Raw genomic sequence first — 18,875 nt, 5'->3', positions numbered from 1 at the left:
CGCCTTTCTGACCCTGGACGGGTCAGATCTCGTCAAGCGGCAGCAGGCCGCTCTTGATGGCGAACTTGGTGAGCTCGACCGCGTCATGCAGGTCGAGCTTTTCCATGAGGTTCGCCCGGTGCGCCTGCACGGTCTTGATGGAGATGAACAGCCTCTCGGCGATCTGCTGGTTGGTCAGGCCGTGGGCGATGAGCGTGAGGACCTCCCGCTCCCGCTCGGTCAGCTGGGCCAGCTGCGCCTGGGCCTCGGAGGCGCCCCTCGGCGCTACGGGCGGCCCCTGTGGACTCTCCTGCGCCTGCAGGTTGTCCATCACGGTCCGGGCCACGTCCGGGTGTAGGATGACCTGGCCCGACGTCACCGCCTTCAGGGCCGAGACCAGCTCCTGCGCGGCGGCCCGCTTCAGCACGTACCCGGCGGCGCCGGCCCGCAGGATGGGCAGAACGTACTCCTCGCTGTCGTACATCGACAGGATCAGCACCGGCAGGTCGGGGTGACGCTTCTTCAGCTCCTTGGTCGCCTCGATGCCGTTCATGCGCGGCATGGCGATGTCCATCAGCACCGCGTCGGGCCGGAGCTTCTCCACCATCTCCAGCGCCTCGACGCCGTCCTGGGCCTCGCCGATCACCTCCACCTCCCCGCTGGCGGAGAGCAGGTATCGGATGCCTTCCCGCAGGATGGCGTGATCGTCTACCAGCAGCACACGAATCGGACTCATCGCACGTCCCCCCCTCTGCGATCCGGAACCGTCACCCGCACCGTAGTCCCCCGGCCCGGTGCAGACTCCACGACCACCTTGCCGCCCACCAGGGCGGCCCGCTCCTGCATGCCGAAGAGTCCGAGCCCCCGGTCCCGCACCGGTTGTCCCACCGTATGCACCACGTGGAATCCCTGTCCGTCGTCGACCACAAGTCCCGTGATCTCGCCGTGCTCCCGGTGGAGCCGCACCAGCACGGTCTTCGCCTTCGCATGTTTCACCACATTGGTGATCGCTTCCTGCATGATGCGGAACAGCGCGGTCTCCAGCTCCTCGGGCAGCCGTTCGGTGAGCCCGCTCACCTGGAAGTCGGCCTCCAGGCCGGCCGGCAGCACCCGGTGGTTGATGAACCAGCGGAGGGCGGGAACCAGGCCCAGGTCATCCAGCACCGACGGGCGCAGGTCCATCATGAGCCGCCGCGTCTCGTCCAGCGTCCGCTGTGCGACCTCCTTGGTCAGGTGGAGCCGCTCGCACAGGGCTTCGTCGACGCCGCTGCCCACGGCCTGCCGCTCGATCGCCTCCAGGTTGACGACGATCGACGTGAGCGACTGGGCCGTCTCGTCGTGCAGCTCCCGGGCGATGCGCTTCCGCTCCTCCTCCTGCGCCCGGAGGATCTGGGCCGCCACGGCCTGGCGGTGCTCCGCCAGCCGGTCGAGCATCAGGTTGGCCATCTCGCTCACCCGGGCGATGTCCGGATCGCCGGGCACCATCGGCACCCGGGCGGAGAAGTCGCCCCGCCTGACCCTGTCCAGCGTCGCATGCAGGGTGAACAGCGGCCGGAAGGCGACCCGCAGCAGGGCGTAGTTGACGCCCAGCGACACCACGAGGCCGACGGCGATGAGGCCGAACTCCCATATGGGCGCGTGCTCCTGGCTGTTCCAGAAGTGGGTCGCGATGAGCACCGCGCATGTGGCGCCGATGACGGCGATGGCCGCGTTGGCCACCAGGACCTTGGTGAACAGGCTGGTCCGGCTGTGCAGGTACGAGAGCAACCGCATCTAGACCTCCACGACCTCCGGGGCCAGGTGGTCACGGGCGCGCCGCGCGCCTGACCGGCCCCACTCTCCTTGACGTGTCACAATATATGAGCGGCGCCCTAAGTCCGGGGACGGATCAGGCGCCGGTCGAGCCCCTGTCGATAGCTCAAAAGTCTACATTCGCTGTTTCTCCGCCGGATCCCTTCCCCGACGCGCCGAGGAGATGCCAACACGACTTCGTAGATACAAAGGCCCACTCTGCCGGGGGATGTAGACCTTTACACCCCCCCTTTTCTGATACTTTCCTTGTCCCCGCCCAAGGGTATCCCAATCTCCGTGTAATCCCTCCGAAATCCTTTACTACTACCCTGAAGGGCAGATGAATCCACGGGAGGGATTTGTGTGACCAAGCGCGGGTGGATCCTCGTCGCCGTCGCGGCCGCGGCCCTTGTCCTGCTCATCGGCGGGCCGTCGGTCATCACCGCCACCGGCGCGGAGCCGGCGACCTGCGCCACGTGCCACTCCATGCAAGAGTTCCGCACAACCCACGCCCAGTCCGACCACGCGGCGGTCGCCTGCACCCAGTGCCACCTGCCCCAGGGGCTCGCCTCGATCCCGGCCAAGTACGAGGCGGGGTTCAAGCACGTGTGGGCGACCATCACGGGCTACGAGGACATCCAACTGTCCCCGGAGAGCGAGCAGATCCTGCTGGACAACTGCATCGCCTGCCACGTGCAGACCGACCACGTCCGCGTGCCGGAGAACCGCGGCTGCCTGAACTGCCACTTCGACGATCCACACGGCGTCAGGGAGGACCGGAAATGGTGATCAGCGGACTGGTGTTCCAGTGCGACCCCGCCCGGGTGGAGGCGGTCGCGGCGCGGCTGGCCGGCGTGCCGGGGTTGTCCGACATCACCCCGGGAGGCCGCCCGGGCTACCTGGTCGGCGTCCTGGAATCCCCCGGCACGGAAGCGTCGGTCAGGACACTTGACCACCTGAGGGCCATTCCCGGCGTCTACTCGGTCCTGCCGGCGTACATTCAATCCGTTGAGGAGGATCGGACATGAAGTTCACCCGCCGTTCGTTCGTGAAGGCGTCGGCCCTCGCCACCGCCATGGTCGCGGCCGGATGCTCGCCGCAGCCCGTCGCGCCCAAGCAGAACCCCGAGACGGAAGGCGCCACGTGGTACAAGACTGTCTGCCGCTACTGCGGCGTCGGTTGCGGCGTGATGGTGGCTGCGAAGGACAACCGGGTGGTCGCGGTGAAGGGCGACACGGAGAACCCGGTCAACAAGGGACTTCTGTGCGTCAAGGGCTATTATCTGGACCGGATCATGAACACCGAGGAAGGGCGGATCCTGAAGCCACTCATCCGGAAGAACGGCCAGCTCACCGAAGCCTCCTGGGACGAGGCGCTCGACCTGGTGGCCGCCAGGTTCCGCGAGGCCATCGACCAGCACGGCCCCGATTCGGTCGGCTTCTACGGATCCGGCCAGAACCTCGCCGAGGAGACCTACATCGCCAACAAGCTCTTCAAGGGCTGCATCGGCACCAACAACGTCGAGGGCAACCCGCGCACGTGCATGGCCTCCGCCGTGGCCGGCTTCCTCTCCACGTTCGGCAAGGACGAGCCCATGGGCAACCTGGACGACATCGAGCATGCCGACACCTTCTTCATCATCGGCTCCAACACCGCGGAGGCCCATCCCATCATCTACTCCCGCATCACCACCCGCAAGCAGACGGGGAAGGACGTCAAGGTCATCCTGGCCGATCCGCGCAGGCACCGGGTGGCCGACATCGCCGACATCTTCCTGCCCTTCCGGCCCGGCACCGACCTCGCCCTGCTGAACGCCTTCGCCCAGGTGATCATCGAGGAAGGCCTCCACGACCCGGACTTCATCGAGCGTCACACCACGTTCCAGGATGGTAACGGCGCCATCACCTTCGAACAGTATGTCGCATTCCTGCAGGACTACACCCCGGAGAAGGTCGCCCCCATCACCGGCCTCTCGCCTGACGACATCCGGGCGGCTGCCCGGGAGATCGGCGCCCGGGGCCGCAAGACCATGACGCTGTGGTGCATGGGCATCAACCAGCGCACGGTGGGCACGTGGCTGAACAACGCCATCTACAACCTGCACCTGCTGACGGGCAAGATCTGCCAGCCCGGCAACAGCCCCTTCTCCCTCACCGGACAGCCCTCGGCCTGCGGCTCGGTGCGCGAGGGCGGCGGCCTGTCCCACCTGCTGCCCTGCGGCCGCCAGGTGACCAACGAGCAGCACCGCAAGGAAGTGGCCGCGGTGTGGGGCGTCGACTATACCCGGATGTCGGACAAGGTCGGTTACCACACCATGGAGATGTTCCGGGCCGCCGGCGACGGGCGCATCAAGGCCCTGCTGATCTCCTGCACCAACCCCGGCCACTCGCTGCCCAACCTGAACTCGGTGCGGGCCTCCCTGGAGAAGACCTTCCTCGTGGTCATGGACGCCTTCCACAACCGCACCACCGAGCTGGCGGACGTGGTGCTGCCCTCCGCCCTCTGGTGTGAGAAGGAGGGCATCTACGGCAACACCGAGCGCCGGACCCAGCACCTGGCCAAGGCCGTCGAGCCCAAGGGTGAGGCCAGGCCCGACGTCTGGATCCTGCTGGAGATCGCCAAGCGACTGGGCTACGGCGAGTACTTCAGCCACTACACCTCCAACGAGGTGATCTGGGAAGAGTTCCGGAAGATGGGCGGCGGCGGCACCGGCTACGACTACGCGCCGTACGAGCGGTACAAGCAGGAGCGCGGCCTCCGCTGGCCGGTGAACGACAAGCAGCCCGCCGGGACCACCCTGCGGTATGTGGAAGGCGACGACCCCTTCGTGCCGGAGGGCGCGGGGATCTACTTCTACGGCAAGCCCGACGGCAAGGCGGTCATCTACGCCCGGCCCCACAGGGATCCGGCCGAGGTGCCCGACGCCGAGTACCCGTTTTACCTCTCCACCGGGCGGATCCTCGAACACTGGCACACCATCACCATGACGAAGCGGGTGCCCGAGATCATGAAGGGCGCGGGCGAGTTCTACTGCGAGATCCATGAGGAGGACGCCGCCCGGCTCGGCATCCAGAACGGCGACCTGGTGAAGCTGACCAGCCGCCGCGGGCAGGTGGTCGCCACGGCGCGCGTCGGCGGCCGGGCCGTGCCCCAGAAGGGGCTGGTGTTCCTGCTCATGCACGACGACCGCACCGAGCGGCTCGCCAACTTCCTGACCAACGACGCGGTCGACGAGACCTCCAAGCAGATGGAGTACAAGGTCTGCGCCGTGCGGGTTGAGAAGGCGTAGGCGGTGCGGGCGATGATGAAGAAGATCGGGTGGCGCAGGCTGCGCCTCGCCACCCAGCTCCTTTTCTGGGCGCTCCTCCTGCTGCCGCTCGCGGGCTTCCCCTGGTTCCGCGGGACTTACGTCAGCTCCCGGTTCCTGGGGCTGCCCCTCACCGACCCGTTTGCGGCCGCACAGGTGCTGGCGGCCGGCGGCCGGTGGCTGGCTGGGGCGGCGGCTGCTCCGGCCCCCCGGCGCCCTGCCCGAGCCCTTCTTCCTGGGGCTCTGCCTCCGCTGCGGCCAGTGCGCCCAGGCCTGCCCGCGCTCGGCCATCCGGATCGCCCGGTGGGAGCACGGGCTCAGCACGGGTACGCCCTACATCGCCGCCCGGGAGACGGCCTGCGACCTCTGCGGCGGGCAGGCGCCCGCCTGCGCGGCGGTCTGCCCCACCCAGGCGCTGCACCTGGAACCCGGGGAGCCGGTGCGGATGGGCACCGCGGTCATCGACGCCACGCGGTGCCTGGCCCACATGGGCGACATCTGCCGCAGCTGCTTCAACGCCTGCCCCCTGCGGGGCCGGGCAATCGTGCTGGAGGGCGCCCTCCGGCCGGTCGTGGATCCAGCGCTCTGCACGGGGTGCGGACTCTGCGAGGAGCACTGCCTGGTGGAGCCCGCCGCCATACACGTCGAACCGCTGAACCCCTGAGGCTTGGGGGCGCCCGGCCCGCAGGCGGTGGGCGACCCACGGAGGCCGCGGTGCATGAGGGCGCCGGCCCCGGAGGAGATGGGACCGGGGGCGCCGAAACACCCACGGCGAAAGGCTGTGGGAGGTGGGCGAGAGCATGACGGATCCGGTCAGCACCCTGAACGCCCTGGTCGCGGGCTTCTCCGGCACGATGGGCGTGTGGGCCCGGTCCCTGCAGACGGACGAGGTCATCCAGGTGGGGGCGTCCGACGATACCTTCCCGAGCGCGTCGACCATCAAGCTGGCGATCTTCTATGAGGTGATGCGCCAGGCCGGCGAGGGGAGGCTGGACCTGAGCGAGCCGCGTGAGCTGCGGACCGAGGACAAGGTGCCCGGCTGCGGCGTGCTGCGCGATCTGAGTCCGGGAATCCGGCTCCCGCTCAGGGATCTCGCCACGCTCATGATGATCATCAGCGACAACACCGCGTCCAACATGTGCATCGACGCCGTGGGCATCGAGTCGGTCAACCGGTCCATGGACGAGCTGGGGCTCACGGGGCTGCGCCTCCGCTGGAAGTTCTTCGGCGCCCCCGCCGGCCAGCCGGTCAACGCCGCAGTGCCCTCCCAGCTCGGGCGGCTGATGGACATGATCGTCCGCCGCCAGGTGCTGACCCCGGAGGCCTGCGACGAGATGCTCCGGGTCATGAAGCAGGTGCAGAGCCCCTACGCCGCGCGCTACCTGCCCGGCGGTTCGCAGTACGACAGGCCGCCGGAGGGGCCGGTCATCGCGGCCAAGTTCGGAAGCATCACCGGCTGCCGGCACGAGGTCGGCGCGGTCTGGAAGGGCGGCCGGGGCTTCGTGTTCAGCGTGATGACCAAGGACTGCAAGGACGAGCGGCGGGTCGAGGACAACGAGGGCGTGCTGGCCGTCGGCCGGGCGGTTGCGATTCTCTACCGGCACTTCCTCGAGCCCTGACGGAACGAAGGCGGGCCGGCCCGCCCGGGCCGACCGGGCCGCAGCGCGCAAGAGGCCGGCACGGCGCAGCGGAGAGCCTGTGCCGGCGGCAGGAGGAAACGTGCAGGCGCGCAGAAGGGGGCCGCCCCGGCGGCCCCCTTCTGCGCGCCCGTCGGCTACGCCTTCTTCCGCTCCCGCGGCTGGACGACGACATCGACGAGGCCGTAGGCCTTGGCCTCCTCCGCCGACATCCAGCGGTCGCGCTCCGAGTCCTCCTTCACCTTCTCCAGCGGCTGGCCGGTGTGCTTGGCGATGATCTCCGCGAGCTTCTCCTTGGTGTGCAGCAGCTCCTTCGCGGTGATCTCGATGTCGGTCACCTGGCCGCCGATGCCGCCCTTCACCCACGGCTGGTGGATGAGGATCCGGGCGTGGGGCAGGGCATACCGCGTGCCCGTCCCGCCCGCCAGCAGCACGGCGGCCATCGAGGCGGCCATGCCGATGGCGTAGGTGTTGACCTTCGGCTTGATGTGCTGCATCGTGTCGTAGATCGCCAGGCCGGCACTGGTGATGCCGCCCGACGAGTTGATGTACATGTTGATCTCCTTGTCGGGGTCGTCGCTCTCCAGGAACAGCAGCTGCGCCGTGACCGCGTTGGCCACCTGATCATCGATGCTCGTGCCCAGGAAGATGATCCGGTCCTTGAGCAGGCGCGAGTAAATGTCGTAGGAGCGCTCGCCCCTGCTCGTCTGCTCGATGACGATCGGAATCAACGAGCTCATGGGTGTCTCTCCTTTGATCGGGGCCTGCCGTCCCCGCTCTTGTCATTCTTTCGACGCCGAAACATTCGCCGGAGATTCTGCCGGGCCGGCGGTGACGATCGTGAGCCGCTCGGGCACCAGGTGGCGTGCGGCCACCTCCTGCAGCACCTCGGGCGTCAGCGCCGCCAGCTCCCGGGGGTGGCGCTGCAGCCAGTCCAGGCCGAGGCCGAACCGCTCGATCTCCGCCAACCGGGCAGCAATCCGCTCCGGCGACTCATGCTGCACCGCGGGGTACCCGGTCAGGAAATCCTGCAGCGCCTGCAGCTCCGGAACCGGCACCGGCTCCGCCACCAGCCGCCGCAGCTCCGCGCGGACCGTCTCCACCGCGAACTCCAGCCGGGAGGGGTTCACGCCCAGGTGGGCGGTCCAGGGCCCCGGCCCGCTGGTCCCGCCGAACACGGCGTACTGGTAGTAGGAGAGGCCGTGCCGCTCCCGCACGTCCCGGAACAGCCGACTGCTGGCGGGCGTGCCGTTGCCCCCGAACAGCGTGGCCAGCACCTCCAGGGCCAGGTAGTCGGGGTGCCCCCGATCCACCAGCGGCCAGCCCAGAGCGATGTCGGTCTGCGTCTTCCCGGCCAGCGGCACGTGGGTCCTGCCCCCCGGCGGGACCGGCACCGGCGGGATCGCCGCCCTTCCCGTTCCGCCCTCCCACCCGGCGAAGGCCTCCTCCAGCGCGGCGGCGGCCGACTCGGGATCCACGTCGCCCACCACCGTGATCACCGCGCCGCGCGGGCCGTAGTGCGCCTGGTGGAAGCGGCGGAGGTCGTCCGCCTGAAGGCCGGTGAGCGTCGCCTCCGTGCCGCCGATGGGCTGCCGGTAGGGATGCCCCTCGGGGTAGATCCGCTCCATCAGGCGGCGGGCGGCCACGGACCGGGTATCGTCCTCCGACCGGCGCCAGTTGACCAGCATCTGCGTGCGCAGCCGCTCCACCTCGTCGTCGGGGAAGCTCGGTCGGCGGACCACCTCGGCGAGCAGCTGCACGCCCCGGGCGAGGTCCTCCGGCAGGCACTTCAGCGCGGCAACGGCGGTCTCGCGTCCCGCGTCCACCCGCAGCGACATTCCCTGCGCATCGGTGATGATAGCCAGTTCCTGGGCGCTGTACGCGGCGGTGCCCCGGGTGAGCACGCCGGCGACCAGCTGGGCCAGGCCCGCCTTCTCCGGAGGCTCGTGCACGGCGCCGGCCTCCATCTGCACCCGGACGAAGACGCTGGGCACCGTCGGCGTCGGAAGCAGCAGCAGGACCGCGCCCCCCGGCAGCTCCCGCCGTACGATCCGCTCCGCGGCCAGCAGCGGCCGTGCAGGGCCCGCCTCGGGACGGGGGATCCTCCGGTCGGTCGGCTGCTGGTAGTCGGGCGTTCCGACCGGCGACGCCCCGTTGGCACCGGGGGCCACGGCAACCGAAGACGGCGCATCGGCCGAGGAGGCGGCACGGGGCGCTGACGCCGCTGCGGCCGCCCTGGCTTCGCCGCCGGGGAGCGGCTCATCGCCCGGGGTTGCCTCATCGCCCGGCACGAAGTGACCGACCGTGCGGCGCCGCACGTCCAGGTACTGCCTGGCGGCCCGCAGCACATCCGCCGGGGTGACCGCCTCCAGCTCCTCCAGGGCGCGGTCGAACCGTTCCACGCCCTGGGTCAGGGCCGTGCTGCCCAGGAAGACGGCCTGGTTCAGGGTGGACTCCATCGTGTACAGCAGGCTGGCGCGCACCTGCTTCCGCGCCCGTGCGAACTCCTCATCACTGACCTCGCCGGCCCGCAGCCGTTCCACCTCGTCGAACAGCGCCTCCTCCAGGGACGAGAGGGACACGGTGGGAGCGGGCGTGGCGGTGAGCATGAACAGGCCCGCGTACTGAAACGCCCGGACGTGCGCCCCGGCGGACACGGCCAGGCCCGTGTCGATCAGCCGGCGGTGCAGCCGGCTGGACCGGCCCATCGCCGCGCCCGGGGAGGCGCTGCCGGAAAGCAGTGCGGCCAGCAGCATGAGCGCGGGCTGGTCCGGGTGCGCAGCCTCCGGGATCCGGTAACCTGCCAGCAGCATCGGGTGCGGCCCCGGCCGCCGAACGGTTACCCGCCGCTCGGCTTCCTGCTCGGGCTCCGCCGCGGTGAACGGGGGCACCGGCCCGCCGGCCGGCAGGGGGCCGAAGTGGCGTTCCGCCAGGCGGAGCACCCGCTCGGCCTCCACGTCGCCCACCACCACCAGCGCGGCGTTGTTGGGCCGGTAGTAGCGGCGGTAGTGCGCGGCCAGGGCGTCGGCCGTGGTGGCGCGGATGTCGGCCTTGCTGCCGATGATGGGGTGCCGGTACGGAAGCACCCGGAAGGCCGTCGCCATAAAGGCCTCGTTCAGCCAGAACGACGGGTGGTTCTCGCCCCCCTCCCGCTCGCTCACGATGATCCCCCGCTCACGCACGGTGAGATCGGGGTCAAAGGTCATGGAGGCCATGCGGTCGGCCTCCACCTCGAAGCTGAACTCCAGATGCTGCGCCGGCAGCACCTCGTAGTAGGCTGTGTAGTCGTACGAGGTGAACGCGTTCCACATTCCCCCGCGCCGCTTCACCGCCTCTTCCAGCACGCCGTACGGGAAGCGGGGTGTGCCCTTGAACATCATGTGCTCCAGGAAGTGCGACAGGCCGGTCTGCCCCGGGCCCTCGTCCCGGCTGCCGACCCCGTACCAGACCATCGAGGTTACGACGGGCGCATGCCGCACCTCCCGGACATACACCTTCAGCCCGTTGGGCAGCTCGGCGACCTGCGTCGGTGCGATGCGGTAACTCATCGATCCCCTCCTCTACTCTCCGCGGGCCCGCATGCGCCGGTCGGCCCACCAGACGGCGCTGAGCACCGCGGCCAGCGGGAGCAGGATCCACAGGCCGGACCCCAGGGCAGACCACACGTAAGGGTTCCCCGACGTCTGCCGGAAGTACTGGACCACGGCAACGGCGAACAGCGCGACGACCAGAAGCCCGATCAACTTGCGGAACACGTTTTTCAGCACGGGCTCACGCCCCTCTTTTCCTAATATTTCCCGGAAACCCCCGCCGAATCCTCCCCCCTTGACACGGCTTCGGAAACGGCGGGCAGCCAGCAATGGTATGACGCCGGCGCCGCCGGCGCAGATACCCGACGGGCAGGCCCCCATTCCCCGGCGCGGATCGGTTCCCCGTCGGTGCGCGAGGCGCCCCTGCGGAACCGGCCTTCTGCGGCCGCCTGCAGGGGCGCCTGTGCGATCGTGCGCTCAGGGTCTGCCCTTCACCACCAGGATCTCCCGCCAGCGCTGGACCCTCCCGACCATCCGGGACTGGCCGACGCCGGTGTACAGCCGCTCCAGGTTGCCCAACATGCGGTACAGGATCACCCGCGTGCTGCACGGCGAGAGCACGCGCTCGGGAGCGACCACTCCCCGGCGGCTCAGGATCCGGCTCAGGGTCTCGTAGCGGTAGACCTGCCCCTGGTTGAAGCAGTCGACATAGGCCGGGCGGTCGGCCTCCGCATACATGGCCAGGAAGTGATCCGGCATGGCCACGCCGTACACCGGCAGCCCCACCCGCCGGCCGACGAGGATGTACACGGCGGCCAGCGCGATCGGGATCCCGCGCCGGCGCTCGAGAACGCTGGGCAGGAAGTGATGCTCCGGGTTGCCCATCTCTCCGGCCCGGAACCGAAGGTTTTCGAACAGCACCTCGCCCATCGCCCGCAGGCCGCCCACGGCGGGCATGTGGGCGCGTACGCTGCCGGCCACGGCGTCCAGGAACGAGGCGACCGCGCGCTCCCGCCCGACCGTGCCCCCCAGGGCGGCCAGGAGGATGCAGCCCTCCTCCAGGTCGAGGGCGTCGTCGTCCTTCTGCGCGAGCCGCCGCCACTGCAACTCCAGCGCCTCGAGGCGCAGCTCCTCCAGCAGGGCGCGCACCCGTCCCCTGAGGCGCGGGTCCGGATCGTCGAACGCCGCCTCGAGGAAGGGCACGGCGGCCTGGCCGGCGCCCAGGAGTTCATCCCAGGCGGCCCGGGCGACGCCCTCCTGCTCGTCGGCGAGCAGGCTGACCAGCGCGCGGAGCTCACCTTCGGTACGCATGACGCCTCAGCGCTCCTCCACCTCGACGTTGTACTTCTCCAGGAACTCAATCACGGCCCGGGTGATGTGCGTCGGGGTGGAGGCGCCCGAGGTGACGGCGACCTTCCGCTTCCCCTTCAGCCAGGCCGGATCGATCTCCTCCACGCTGTCCACCAGGTGGGCCTCCCGGGCCGCCAGCTCCTGGGCCACCTGTACCAGGCGGTTGGAGTTGTTGGAGCGGCGGTCGCCGACGACGATCACCAGATCGGCCTCCGGCGCCATCCGTGCCACCGCCTCCTGCCGCTGCTGGGTGGCCAGGCAGATCTCGTTGTAGATCTCGGTCTGGGGCCAGCGCGCCTTGACCTGCTCCATCAGGGCCTGGGTGTCCCACTGGGACAGCGTCGTCTGGTTGGTCACCGCCAGCTTCTGGCCGGGCGCGAAGGACAGCGCCTCCAAGTCCTCCGCCCGTTCCACCAGGTGCACGTGGCCCGGGGCCACCCCCACTGCCCCCTCGGGCTCAGGGTGCCCCTTCTTGCCGATGTAGATGACCTCATAGCCCCGGCTGACCAGTTCGGCGATGAGTTCATGGGTCCTGGTCACATCCGGGCATGTGGCATCCACGACGTACAGTCCCTTCTCCCGCGCCCGGATCTTCACCGCCGGCGACACGCCATGGGCGGTGAAGATGACCGTCCCGGCGTCGATCTTCTCCAGGAGGCTGAGGCGGTCCTCGCCGTCCAGCGTGATCACGCCCAGGGCCTCCATCTCCTCGACCACGTGACGATTGTGCACGATCTGCCCGAGCACGTAGATGGGCCGGGGCACGTTCGGGTCCCGGGCCACACGGCGGACCAGCTGGATGGCGCCGACGACCCCGTGGCAATACCCCCGCGGCGTAATCTTGATGACTTCCATCAACGGTTGTCCTCCCACCCGGCCGGGATGTTACGCAAGCCCGCCGTGGCAAACGCTGTCACGGCGGGCTCGTGTCTGCGTTCCTAGTGATGGCCGTGTCCGTGGCCTCCCTCGAGGGCCTCCCCCGACTCCGTCTTGCCGTTGATCGACAGGGCGAAGACCACGACCGCCGAGGCGGCGATCCAGCCGATGATCCACAGCCAGAAGTTCACCGGAACCCCCCCTACTCGCCGGAGATTCGTACGTTGCGACTCTATTCTCCCCCAGGAGCGGGTTCCCTGCAAGCCCCGGGTCATCCCGACCGCCACAGGCGGGACGGTCCCGGTATCCCCGGGCTCCAGCCGGTCTTCGGGCGTCCGGCTGCTCCGGTCAGCGGTTCAGGGGACGCACCTCCAGCCCCTCGGCGTTGAGAAGCAGGATCCGGTCGCCGGATGCGGTCACGTCCACGGGTACCCGGGAAAGCCGTTCGGCGTGTCGCTGGTTGCCTCCCTGGTCGATGACCCAGACCGCGGCGCCGTCGTCCGCGGCGGCCACCAGTACCACCAGGTCACCCCGGGCCGACCCGGACGCCCGCACCAAGTCGGCGTCCGTCACCTCAGCCATCCAGACCTGTGTGCCGCCGTCGGCCAGCACCCGGGCCGCCTGCCGGGAGTTCCACGCCAGCACGCTCACGCCGTCCGCCAGGGCTGTCACCCGGGCAGGGGCGAACGGGAAATGCCAGCGCTCGTCCCCCGTCCGGTCGTACACGACGCTGCCCACCGCCACCTGCAGCCCGTCCCCGATGAAGCCGAACCCCTCGCCGTCCGGTGCGACCGGGCGGTCCAGCAACAGCGAGCCGTCGGCGGCATAGATCAGCAGGCGGGCGTCCGGAGGCGAGCCGGTCAGCACGGCCAGGGCCCCGTCGGGGGCAAGAGCCATCGCGCGGGGCTGCAGCCTGGGAAGGGTCAGCGCACGGGCTCCCCCCTCGTAGACCTCCACGCCCCCGTCATTCGCGACGGCCATGCGTGTTCCGCTGACGGCCACCAGGGACGGATACTGGTCCAGGCCGATCAGCTCGGCGGGCTTTCCCGTCACCGTGAACAAGGTAAGGGCGTCGGAGGAGACCACCACCGTTTCGCCGGCCGGCCCCTCGGCCACCGCAGCCGCCTCCGGCTCGACCGGCGACTCGGCGACCGGGTTGCCGTGCTGGTCCACGATCTTCACAGCCCATCGCTGGACGACGACCACGTTTCCGTCGGGCAGCGGGTTCAGGTCCAGCGCGTCGGGAACGGCCGCCGCCGTCGCCCCGGCCTGGGCCTCCTCGGCCCCGTCCGTCAGGGCGCGGCCGGTGGTCTCGCTCACGTGCAGGGATACTTTCTCCCCCGCCCGTTCGACGACGAACACGTCAGGGACTTCGGCCACGCTGAGGGTCAGCCTCACGGGGGAGATGGCGGACAGAGCGCGAACCCCGCCGGCCTTCAAGGTGGAGGCGGCGTCGGCCTCGGCCGAATCCGCGGTCCCGGACTGCCCGGGCGCGGCCCCCAGCGCCTGCAACTCGCCCGTCGCCTGCAGGCCGTACGCAGCGGCTTCGGCGCCTGGCGCGCTCTCCGGCGCTCCTCCGGAGCGCGCATCCGACGCGGTACCGGTCAGGCGCCCGTCGGTGGAGACGCGCGGCCAGAGGTTGATGGCCAGCACGAACGCCGCGGCCGCCGCGGCGACCCAGTAGGCGGGCCGGAAGCGTCTGGACAGGGTGGGAACAGGCGTGGCCTCAGGCTCCCCCTCCCCGGCGATGCGGTCCAGGACCGCCTGGCGCATGGCCGGGGTAAAGGTCCAGCCCGCGAGCGACCGATCGAACTCGTCCTTGATCAACTGCCGCAGTTCCTTGTCCGCGTCGCTCATCGGGCCACACCCCCTTTCTGCAGCATCTGTTTCAGCATGGCCCGCGCTCGGAAGAGCCGGGTCTTGACGGTATTCTCATTCTGGCCCGTCACCTCGGCGATCTCCACCGTGGTGAGGTCGTGGTAATAGTACAGGATAATCACTTCCCGGTAGGCGTCAGAGAGCTGCATCACGTAGTCCAGGAGCCGCTCACGCTGGTCGCTGAGGACGACCGCCTCCTCGGGATCGTCCCCGGCGGTGTCGGGCTCGACGGGCGTGCCGGCCGCCCGGGGATCGTCCGTCGGCAGCAGCCGCCGCCACCATGCGCTGCGGGCCTTGTCCCGGCACAGGTTCACCGTGATGCGGTACAGCCAGGTATAGGCCGAGCTCTCGCCGCGGAAGTTCTCCCAGTTGCGGTAGGCCTTGATGAAGACCTCCTGGGCCACGTCCTCGGCGAGGTGCCGGTCTTTCAGGTAGGAATAGGCGAGATGGAGTACCTTCGTGCCGTACTCCCGCATCAGGTGATCGATCGCGGCCGTTCGGTCGGACGGCAGGGCTGCCCTATCGGACTGCGACATCGAGGCGTCTCCCTTCGAGTGGATCGAATCCTCTGTTTGACGAAGGTTTACGCCACGCAGTTGCCCCGTACCTGCCTCAGCCGCTTTTCACCAAGACAGACGGGGGCAGCGGGCTGTCCCGTTTCATCCGCGCCCGTTTCCTTGATGCGGGTTCTTCTTCCTCCGCCGTTCGGCCTCACTCGCCCTCGCCGTCGTTCACCGGCCCTTCGCGGCCGTGTGGGCACCCGCGCTGCATTCGCCCTTCCCCGTGTGCAGGGCGCCGCAGGCCGCGCCTCGCCGGTGCCGCAGGCTACGCCTCCCGAGCGCCGCCGCTGCGACCCGCCGGTGCTACAGGCTACGTCTCGCCTGCGCCTCCGGCCCCGCTTCGCCAGCGCCACAGGCAGCGCCTCGCAGGGACTGCAGGCCACGCTTCGCGAGCGCCGAGTTGCGCACCGCCAGCGCAGCGCGCTACGTCTCACCTGTGCCTCCGGCCCCGCTTCGCCAGCGCCGCAGATGCGCAGCGTTAGAGCCACAGGCTACGTCTCACCAGCGCCACAGGCCTCGCCTCGCAGGGACTGCAGGCCGCGCTTCGCGAGCGCCGAGTTGCGCACCGCGAGCACTCCAGGCTACGTCTCGCCTGCGCTGCAGGCAGCCTCCCGCCAGCGCGCCAGCCCCCGCTTCGCCAGCGCCGCAGCAGCATACCGTATGAGCCGAGCCCCGGGGAGGAATCCCGCTCCTGCCCGCCAAACTGTTAACGAAACGAATTATTGCGAGGGGGAGTGTGCGTGACCACCCGCCGCAGGCTCCAGGCCGAGGATCTGCTTGCCATCAAGCTGGCAGGCGACTGCCAGATATCCCCGGACGGCACCCGCGTGGCCTATGTGCTGCAGGAGATCGACAAGAAGAAGAATGAGTACACCTCCAGCATCTGGCTGGCCCGGGAGGGCTCCCCGCCGGTGCGCTTCACCGCCGGACCCAGGGACACGCAGCCGCGATGGTCTCCCGACGGCCGGCACCTGGTGTTCGTCTCCAATCGCAGCGGATCGAACCAGCTGTGGCTTCTGTCCATGGAGGGGGGCGAGGCCAGGCAGATCACCCGGATCAAGGGCGGGGTCCAGAACCCGGTGTGGAGCCCGGACGGCCGCACCATCGCCTTCACGGCAAACCTGACCGAGGCTGGCATTCAACCGGAGGGTGGCGACGAGGACGACCAGGACCTATACCGGAAGTACACCAAGGACGTTCGCGTGATCACGCGGCTGCACTACAAGATGGACGGCGTGGGATTCTACACCGACGAGCGCAAGCACATCTGCGTGGTCGACGTAGACGGAGGAGAGCCGCGGCAGCTGACCTTCGGCGACTTCAACCACCTGGACGTCAGCTGGACCCCCGACGGTCGCGGGCTGGTCTTCGCCGCCAACCGGCGGGAGGACCGGGATTGGTATCCGGGCCACGTGGACCTGTGGTATCTGTCCCTGAGTGACGACGGGCAGGGACAGCGGTCCTCGGCGTACACGCCGCCTGAGGGCCCGGGCCCCGATCGATGCGAGGCTGCGGAGGAGACTCAGGGCAACTGCATGCCCGTCCGTCTCACGCCGGGTGACGGCACGCTCGCCTGCAGTTCCCCCTCCGCCTCTCCCGACGGACGCATGATCGCCTTCCTGGCCAGCGATCCCGCCGAATCAGGCTACGGCCTCACCGGCCTTTACGTGCTGGATCGGTCGAGCGGGGAGATCCGTCAGCTCGCAACCGACCTGGACCGCCCCTTCGGCAACGAAACGACCGGAGATCTGGTTCCGCCCTCGGGCGGCCGGCTCCACTGGTCGCCGGACGCACGCTGGATCTACGCCACCGTCTCCGACGGCGGTCAGGTGCAGCTGGTCCGGGTCGACGCGGTGACGGGGGAGGTATGGCCCGTGACCGGCGGCGACCGGGTCGTCTACGCGTTCTCCCTGACGCCGGACTGCTGCAGGGCCGCCCTGGCCTACGCGACGCCGCTCTCCCCCGGTGACGTGTACCTGGCGCAGCTGGACGAGCCACAGCCTGTCCCGCCGGTGTCGTCGGCGGGCACGGTGCTGCGCGGCGGCGGCGTGCGGGAGGTACGGCTGACAGACCACAACGCCGAACTCTTCGCCGAGCTGGAACTGACGGTTCCCGAGCGGTTCCAGGTGTCCGCCGGGGAGGGCGAGCCCCTCGTCGACGCCTGGATCCTACCGCCCGTGGGACGGGAGGAGGGCAAGAAGTACCCCGCGGTGCTGGAGATTCACGGCGGACCCATGGCCATGTACGGCGCCGGGTTCTTCTTCGAGTTCCACTGGCTGGCCGCGCAGGGGTACGCGGTGGTCTACTCCAACCCCCGGGGATCGCAGGGGTATGGACACGACTTCTGCCGTGTGATCCGGGCCGACTGGGGCAACCGGGATTACGCCGACGTCATGGCCGCCATCGAGGGCGCGGTGGAGCGGTTCCCCTACGTGGACGGCGATCGCCTGGGCGTCGCCGGCGGGTCCTACGGCGGATTCATGGTCAACTGGATCGTGAGCCACACGGACCGCTTCCGGGCGGCGGTCACGATGCGCTCCGTCGTCAACCGCTGGTCGGCGATGGGCACGTCCGACCTGGGCTACGACCGGCTGCGCCAGTTCGGCGTCGAGAACTGGTGGGAAGTGGACAACCTGGGGCCGTTCCTTAAGCAGTCGCCGCTGGTCCACGCCTCGCGCATCAACACCCCGCTGCTCATCGAGCATCAGGAGAACGACATGCGCTGCCCCATCGACCAGGCCGAGCAGCTGTACGCGGCGCTGAAGTACCAGCGCAAGACGGTGAAGTTTGTGCGGTACCCTGGCGAGTCCCACGGCATGAGCCGCACGGGCAAGCCTTGGCACCGGGTCCACAGGCTGCGGATGATCGCAGAGTGGTTTGCGGAGTATCTGTAGGGCAGAACACCCCCGGCCGGACACCTCCGGCCGGGGGGTGGCGTTTCGGAGCCCGGACCCGGGCACTGGGGAAAGTCGCAGATCGTGGGAAGGAAGGCCTGTGGAGCCCCTTCGGGTCAAGCGAGATGATCTGGTGCTGCAAATATTTATGTGATGCTGCGGGCAAGGAGCGAGACTCGCAGATCGTGTGAGCAGACACAGGAGGGGCGCATGCAGCGGCATCCCGGCCTCCTGCAGCCCCCCTGCTTCATGCATCCCCGGAAACGCAATTAGAGTCACCCGCACGCACCCCATGGGCCCCGCCACACTCCCCCTCCGCCAGATCAACTCCCAAGACTTACGCGTTTCGCAGAGCTGCCTCAAACGAACTGCCCCCCACACATCCGCTTGGGACCGCGGCTGCCATCTGTCGTCGACCCAGCTCGCCGCTGTCTCCCCCGAGTCGATGCAAGCACCTCCGCCTCTCCCTCCGCCCGAGCTTGCCCACCGCCCCGGACAGGGCAACTTGAGAACACAGCTTCAGGCAACCCGGACCCGGCAACTTGAGAACCCAGCTTCAGGCAATCCGGACACGGCAGTTTGCGAACCCAGCTTCAGGCAATCCGGACACGGCAGCTTGCGAACCCAGCTTCAGGAAATCCGGACACGGCAGCTTGCGAACCCAGCTTCAGGCAATCCGGACACGGCAGCTTGCGAACCCAGCTTCAGGCAATCCGGACACGGCAGCTTGCGAACCCAGCTTCAGGCAATCCGGACACGGCAGCTTGCGAGCACGGGTTCAGGCCAGCCGTGCGACAAGTGAGCCCTTGGTCCACGCCGGCCGAGGGAAACCGAGAGCCAATCTGGCAACTCTTGTGAGCCGAGCACCCGAGGAAGACGTCCCACATGGCAGATGACCCCGTTATTCACGCGGTCATCTGCCTTCTTCCTGGCAGTCGTGCCTGCTGACATATCTACTCATCGCAGAACCATGGCCTCGTGCACATCGATGATAGCCTGAGGAGGCACCAGACCCCACCCCATCCCGTCCTGGCTCCAAAGACTTGTGCGTTTCCTCGGGCGCACCGCGCGCC

The 18,875-nt window shown here is 69.2% G+C and carries 16 protein-coding genes; 6 read left to right on the top strand and 10 right to left on the bottom strand.

Annotated elements, in window-relative coordinates; translation table 11 throughout:
- Window positions 1-22: 22 nt before the first annotated feature.
- A complete protein-coding gene (locus tag STH_RS04725; protein ID WP_011195053.1) occupies window positions 23-715 on the bottom strand; it encodes a response regulator in 693 nt (230 codons plus the stop codon).
- Window positions 712-1,752: a sensor histidine kinase gene (locus STH_RS04720; RefSeq protein ID WP_011195052.1), complete on the bottom strand. Its 1,041-nt coding sequence runs from the start codon at window positions 1,750-1,752 to the stop codon at window positions 712-714. The genes STH_RS04725 and STH_RS04720 overlap by 4 nt, the downstream gene beginning before the upstream one ends.
- A gap of 381 nt (window positions 1,753-2,133) precedes the next feature.
- Here STH_RS04720 and STH_RS04715 point away from each other — a divergent pair, with 381 nt between their 5' ends.
- The 5 genes from STH_RS04715 to STH_RS16940 all read left to right on the top strand — a co-directional run bounded on the left by STH_RS04715 (window position 2,134) and on the right by STH_RS16940 (window position 6,696).
- Window positions 2,134-2,559: a NapC/NirT family cytochrome c gene (locus STH_RS04715; RefSeq protein ID WP_011195051.1), complete on the top strand. Its 426-nt coding sequence runs from the start codon at window positions 2,134-2,136 to the stop codon at window positions 2,557-2,559.
- Window positions 2,553-2,798, top strand: a complete 246-nt coding sequence (locus STH_RS04710; RefSeq protein WP_011195050.1) for a chaperone NapD — start codon at window positions 2,553-2,555, stop codon at window positions 2,796-2,798. The genes STH_RS04715 and STH_RS04710 overlap by 7 nt, the downstream gene beginning before the upstream one ends.
- On the top strand, window positions 2,795-5,059 hold the full coding sequence (locus STH_RS04705) for a molybdopterin oxidoreductase family protein (RefSeq protein WP_011195049.1): 2,265 nt from the start codon (window positions 2,795-2,797) through the stop codon (window positions 5,057-5,059). Before STH_RS04710 ends, STH_RS04705 begins: the two co-directional genes overlap by 4 nt.
- Window positions 5,060-5,219: 160 nt before the next feature.
- The gene (locus STH_RS04700; RefSeq protein ID WP_011195048.1) at window positions 5,220-5,741 is read left to right on the top strand and encodes a 4Fe-4S dicluster domain-containing protein; all 522 of its coding nucleotides are present in this window, start codon (window positions 5,220-5,222) and stop codon (window positions 5,739-5,741) included.
- A gap of 136 nt (window positions 5,742-5,877) precedes the next feature.
- Window positions 5,878-6,696, top strand: coding sequence for a serine hydrolase (locus tag STH_RS16940; RefSeq protein WP_011195047.1), 819 nt, complete (start codon window positions 5,878-5,880; stop codon window positions 6,694-6,696).
- Window positions 6,697-6,851: 155 nt separating this feature from the next.
- Here STH_RS16940 and STH_RS04690 read toward each other — a convergent pair whose 3' ends face one another.
- The 8 genes from STH_RS04690 to STH_RS04660 all read right to left on the bottom strand — a co-directional run bounded on the left by STH_RS04690 (window position 6,852) and on the right by STH_RS04660 (window position 14,884).
- Window positions 6,852-7,454: an ATP-dependent Clp protease proteolytic subunit gene (locus tag STH_RS04690; RefSeq protein WP_011195046.1), complete on the bottom strand. Its 603-nt coding sequence runs from the start codon at window positions 7,452-7,454 to the stop codon at window positions 6,852-6,854.
- Between the two features lie 42 nt (window positions 7,455-7,496).
- Window positions 7,497-10,262, bottom strand: a complete 2,766-nt coding sequence (locus STH_RS04685) for a M16 family metallopeptidase (RefSeq protein WP_011195045.1) — start codon at window positions 10,260-10,262, stop codon at window positions 7,497-7,499.
- Between the two features lie 12 nt (window positions 10,263-10,274).
- On the bottom strand, window positions 10,275-10,481 hold the full coding sequence (locus STH_RS04680; protein ID WP_043713406.1) for a hypothetical protein: 207 nt from the start codon (window positions 10,479-10,481) through the stop codon (window positions 10,275-10,277).
- 240 nt (window positions 10,482-10,721) lie between these two features.
- On the bottom strand, window positions 10,722-11,555 hold the full coding sequence (locus STH_RS04675; protein ID WP_011195043.1) for a transglutaminase-like domain-containing protein: 834 nt from the start codon (window positions 11,553-11,555) through the stop codon (window positions 10,722-10,724).
- Between the two features lie 6 nt (window positions 11,556-11,561).
- Complete coding sequence (locus STH_RS04670) at window positions 11,562-12,449, bottom strand: 4-hydroxy-3-methylbut-2-enyl diphosphate reductase (RefSeq protein ID WP_011195042.1); 888 nt, start codon at window positions 12,447-12,449, stop codon at window positions 11,562-11,564.
- 83 nt (window positions 12,450-12,532) lie between these two features.
- Complete coding sequence (locus STH_RS19640) at window positions 12,533-12,661, bottom strand: hypothetical protein (protein ID WP_011195041.1); 129 nt, start codon at window positions 12,659-12,661, stop codon at window positions 12,533-12,535.
- Window positions 12,662-12,818: 157 nt separating this feature from the next.
- Entirely contained in the window at window positions 12,819-14,327 is a 1,509-nt protein-coding gene (locus STH_RS04665) for a hypothetical protein (RefSeq protein ID WP_011195040.1), read from the bottom strand.
- Window positions 14,324-14,884, bottom strand: coding sequence for a sigma-70 family RNA polymerase sigma factor (locus tag STH_RS04660; RefSeq protein ID WP_011195039.1), 561 nt, complete (start codon window positions 14,882-14,884; stop codon window positions 14,324-14,326). Before STH_RS04660 ends, STH_RS04665 begins: the two co-directional genes overlap by 4 nt.
- Before the next feature lie 764 nt (window positions 14,885-15,648).
- On the opposite strand from STH_RS04660, the gene STH_RS04655 reads away from it, so the two are divergent.
- Window positions 15,649-17,802, top strand: a complete 2,154-nt coding sequence (locus tag STH_RS04655) for a S9 family peptidase (RefSeq protein ID WP_011195038.1) — start codon at window positions 15,649-15,651, stop codon at window positions 17,800-17,802.
- The last annotated feature ends 1,073 nt before the right edge of the window (window positions 17,803-18,875 follow it).

It is taken from the genome of Symbiobacterium thermophilum IAM 14863, from assembly GCF_000009905.1.
In the GTDB taxonomy this organism is placed as follows: domain Bacteria; phylum Bacillota; class Sulfobacillia; order Symbiobacteriales; family Symbiobacteriaceae; genus Symbiobacterium; species Symbiobacterium thermophilum.
This window is presented reverse-complemented; position numbering and strand designations above follow the sequence as displayed.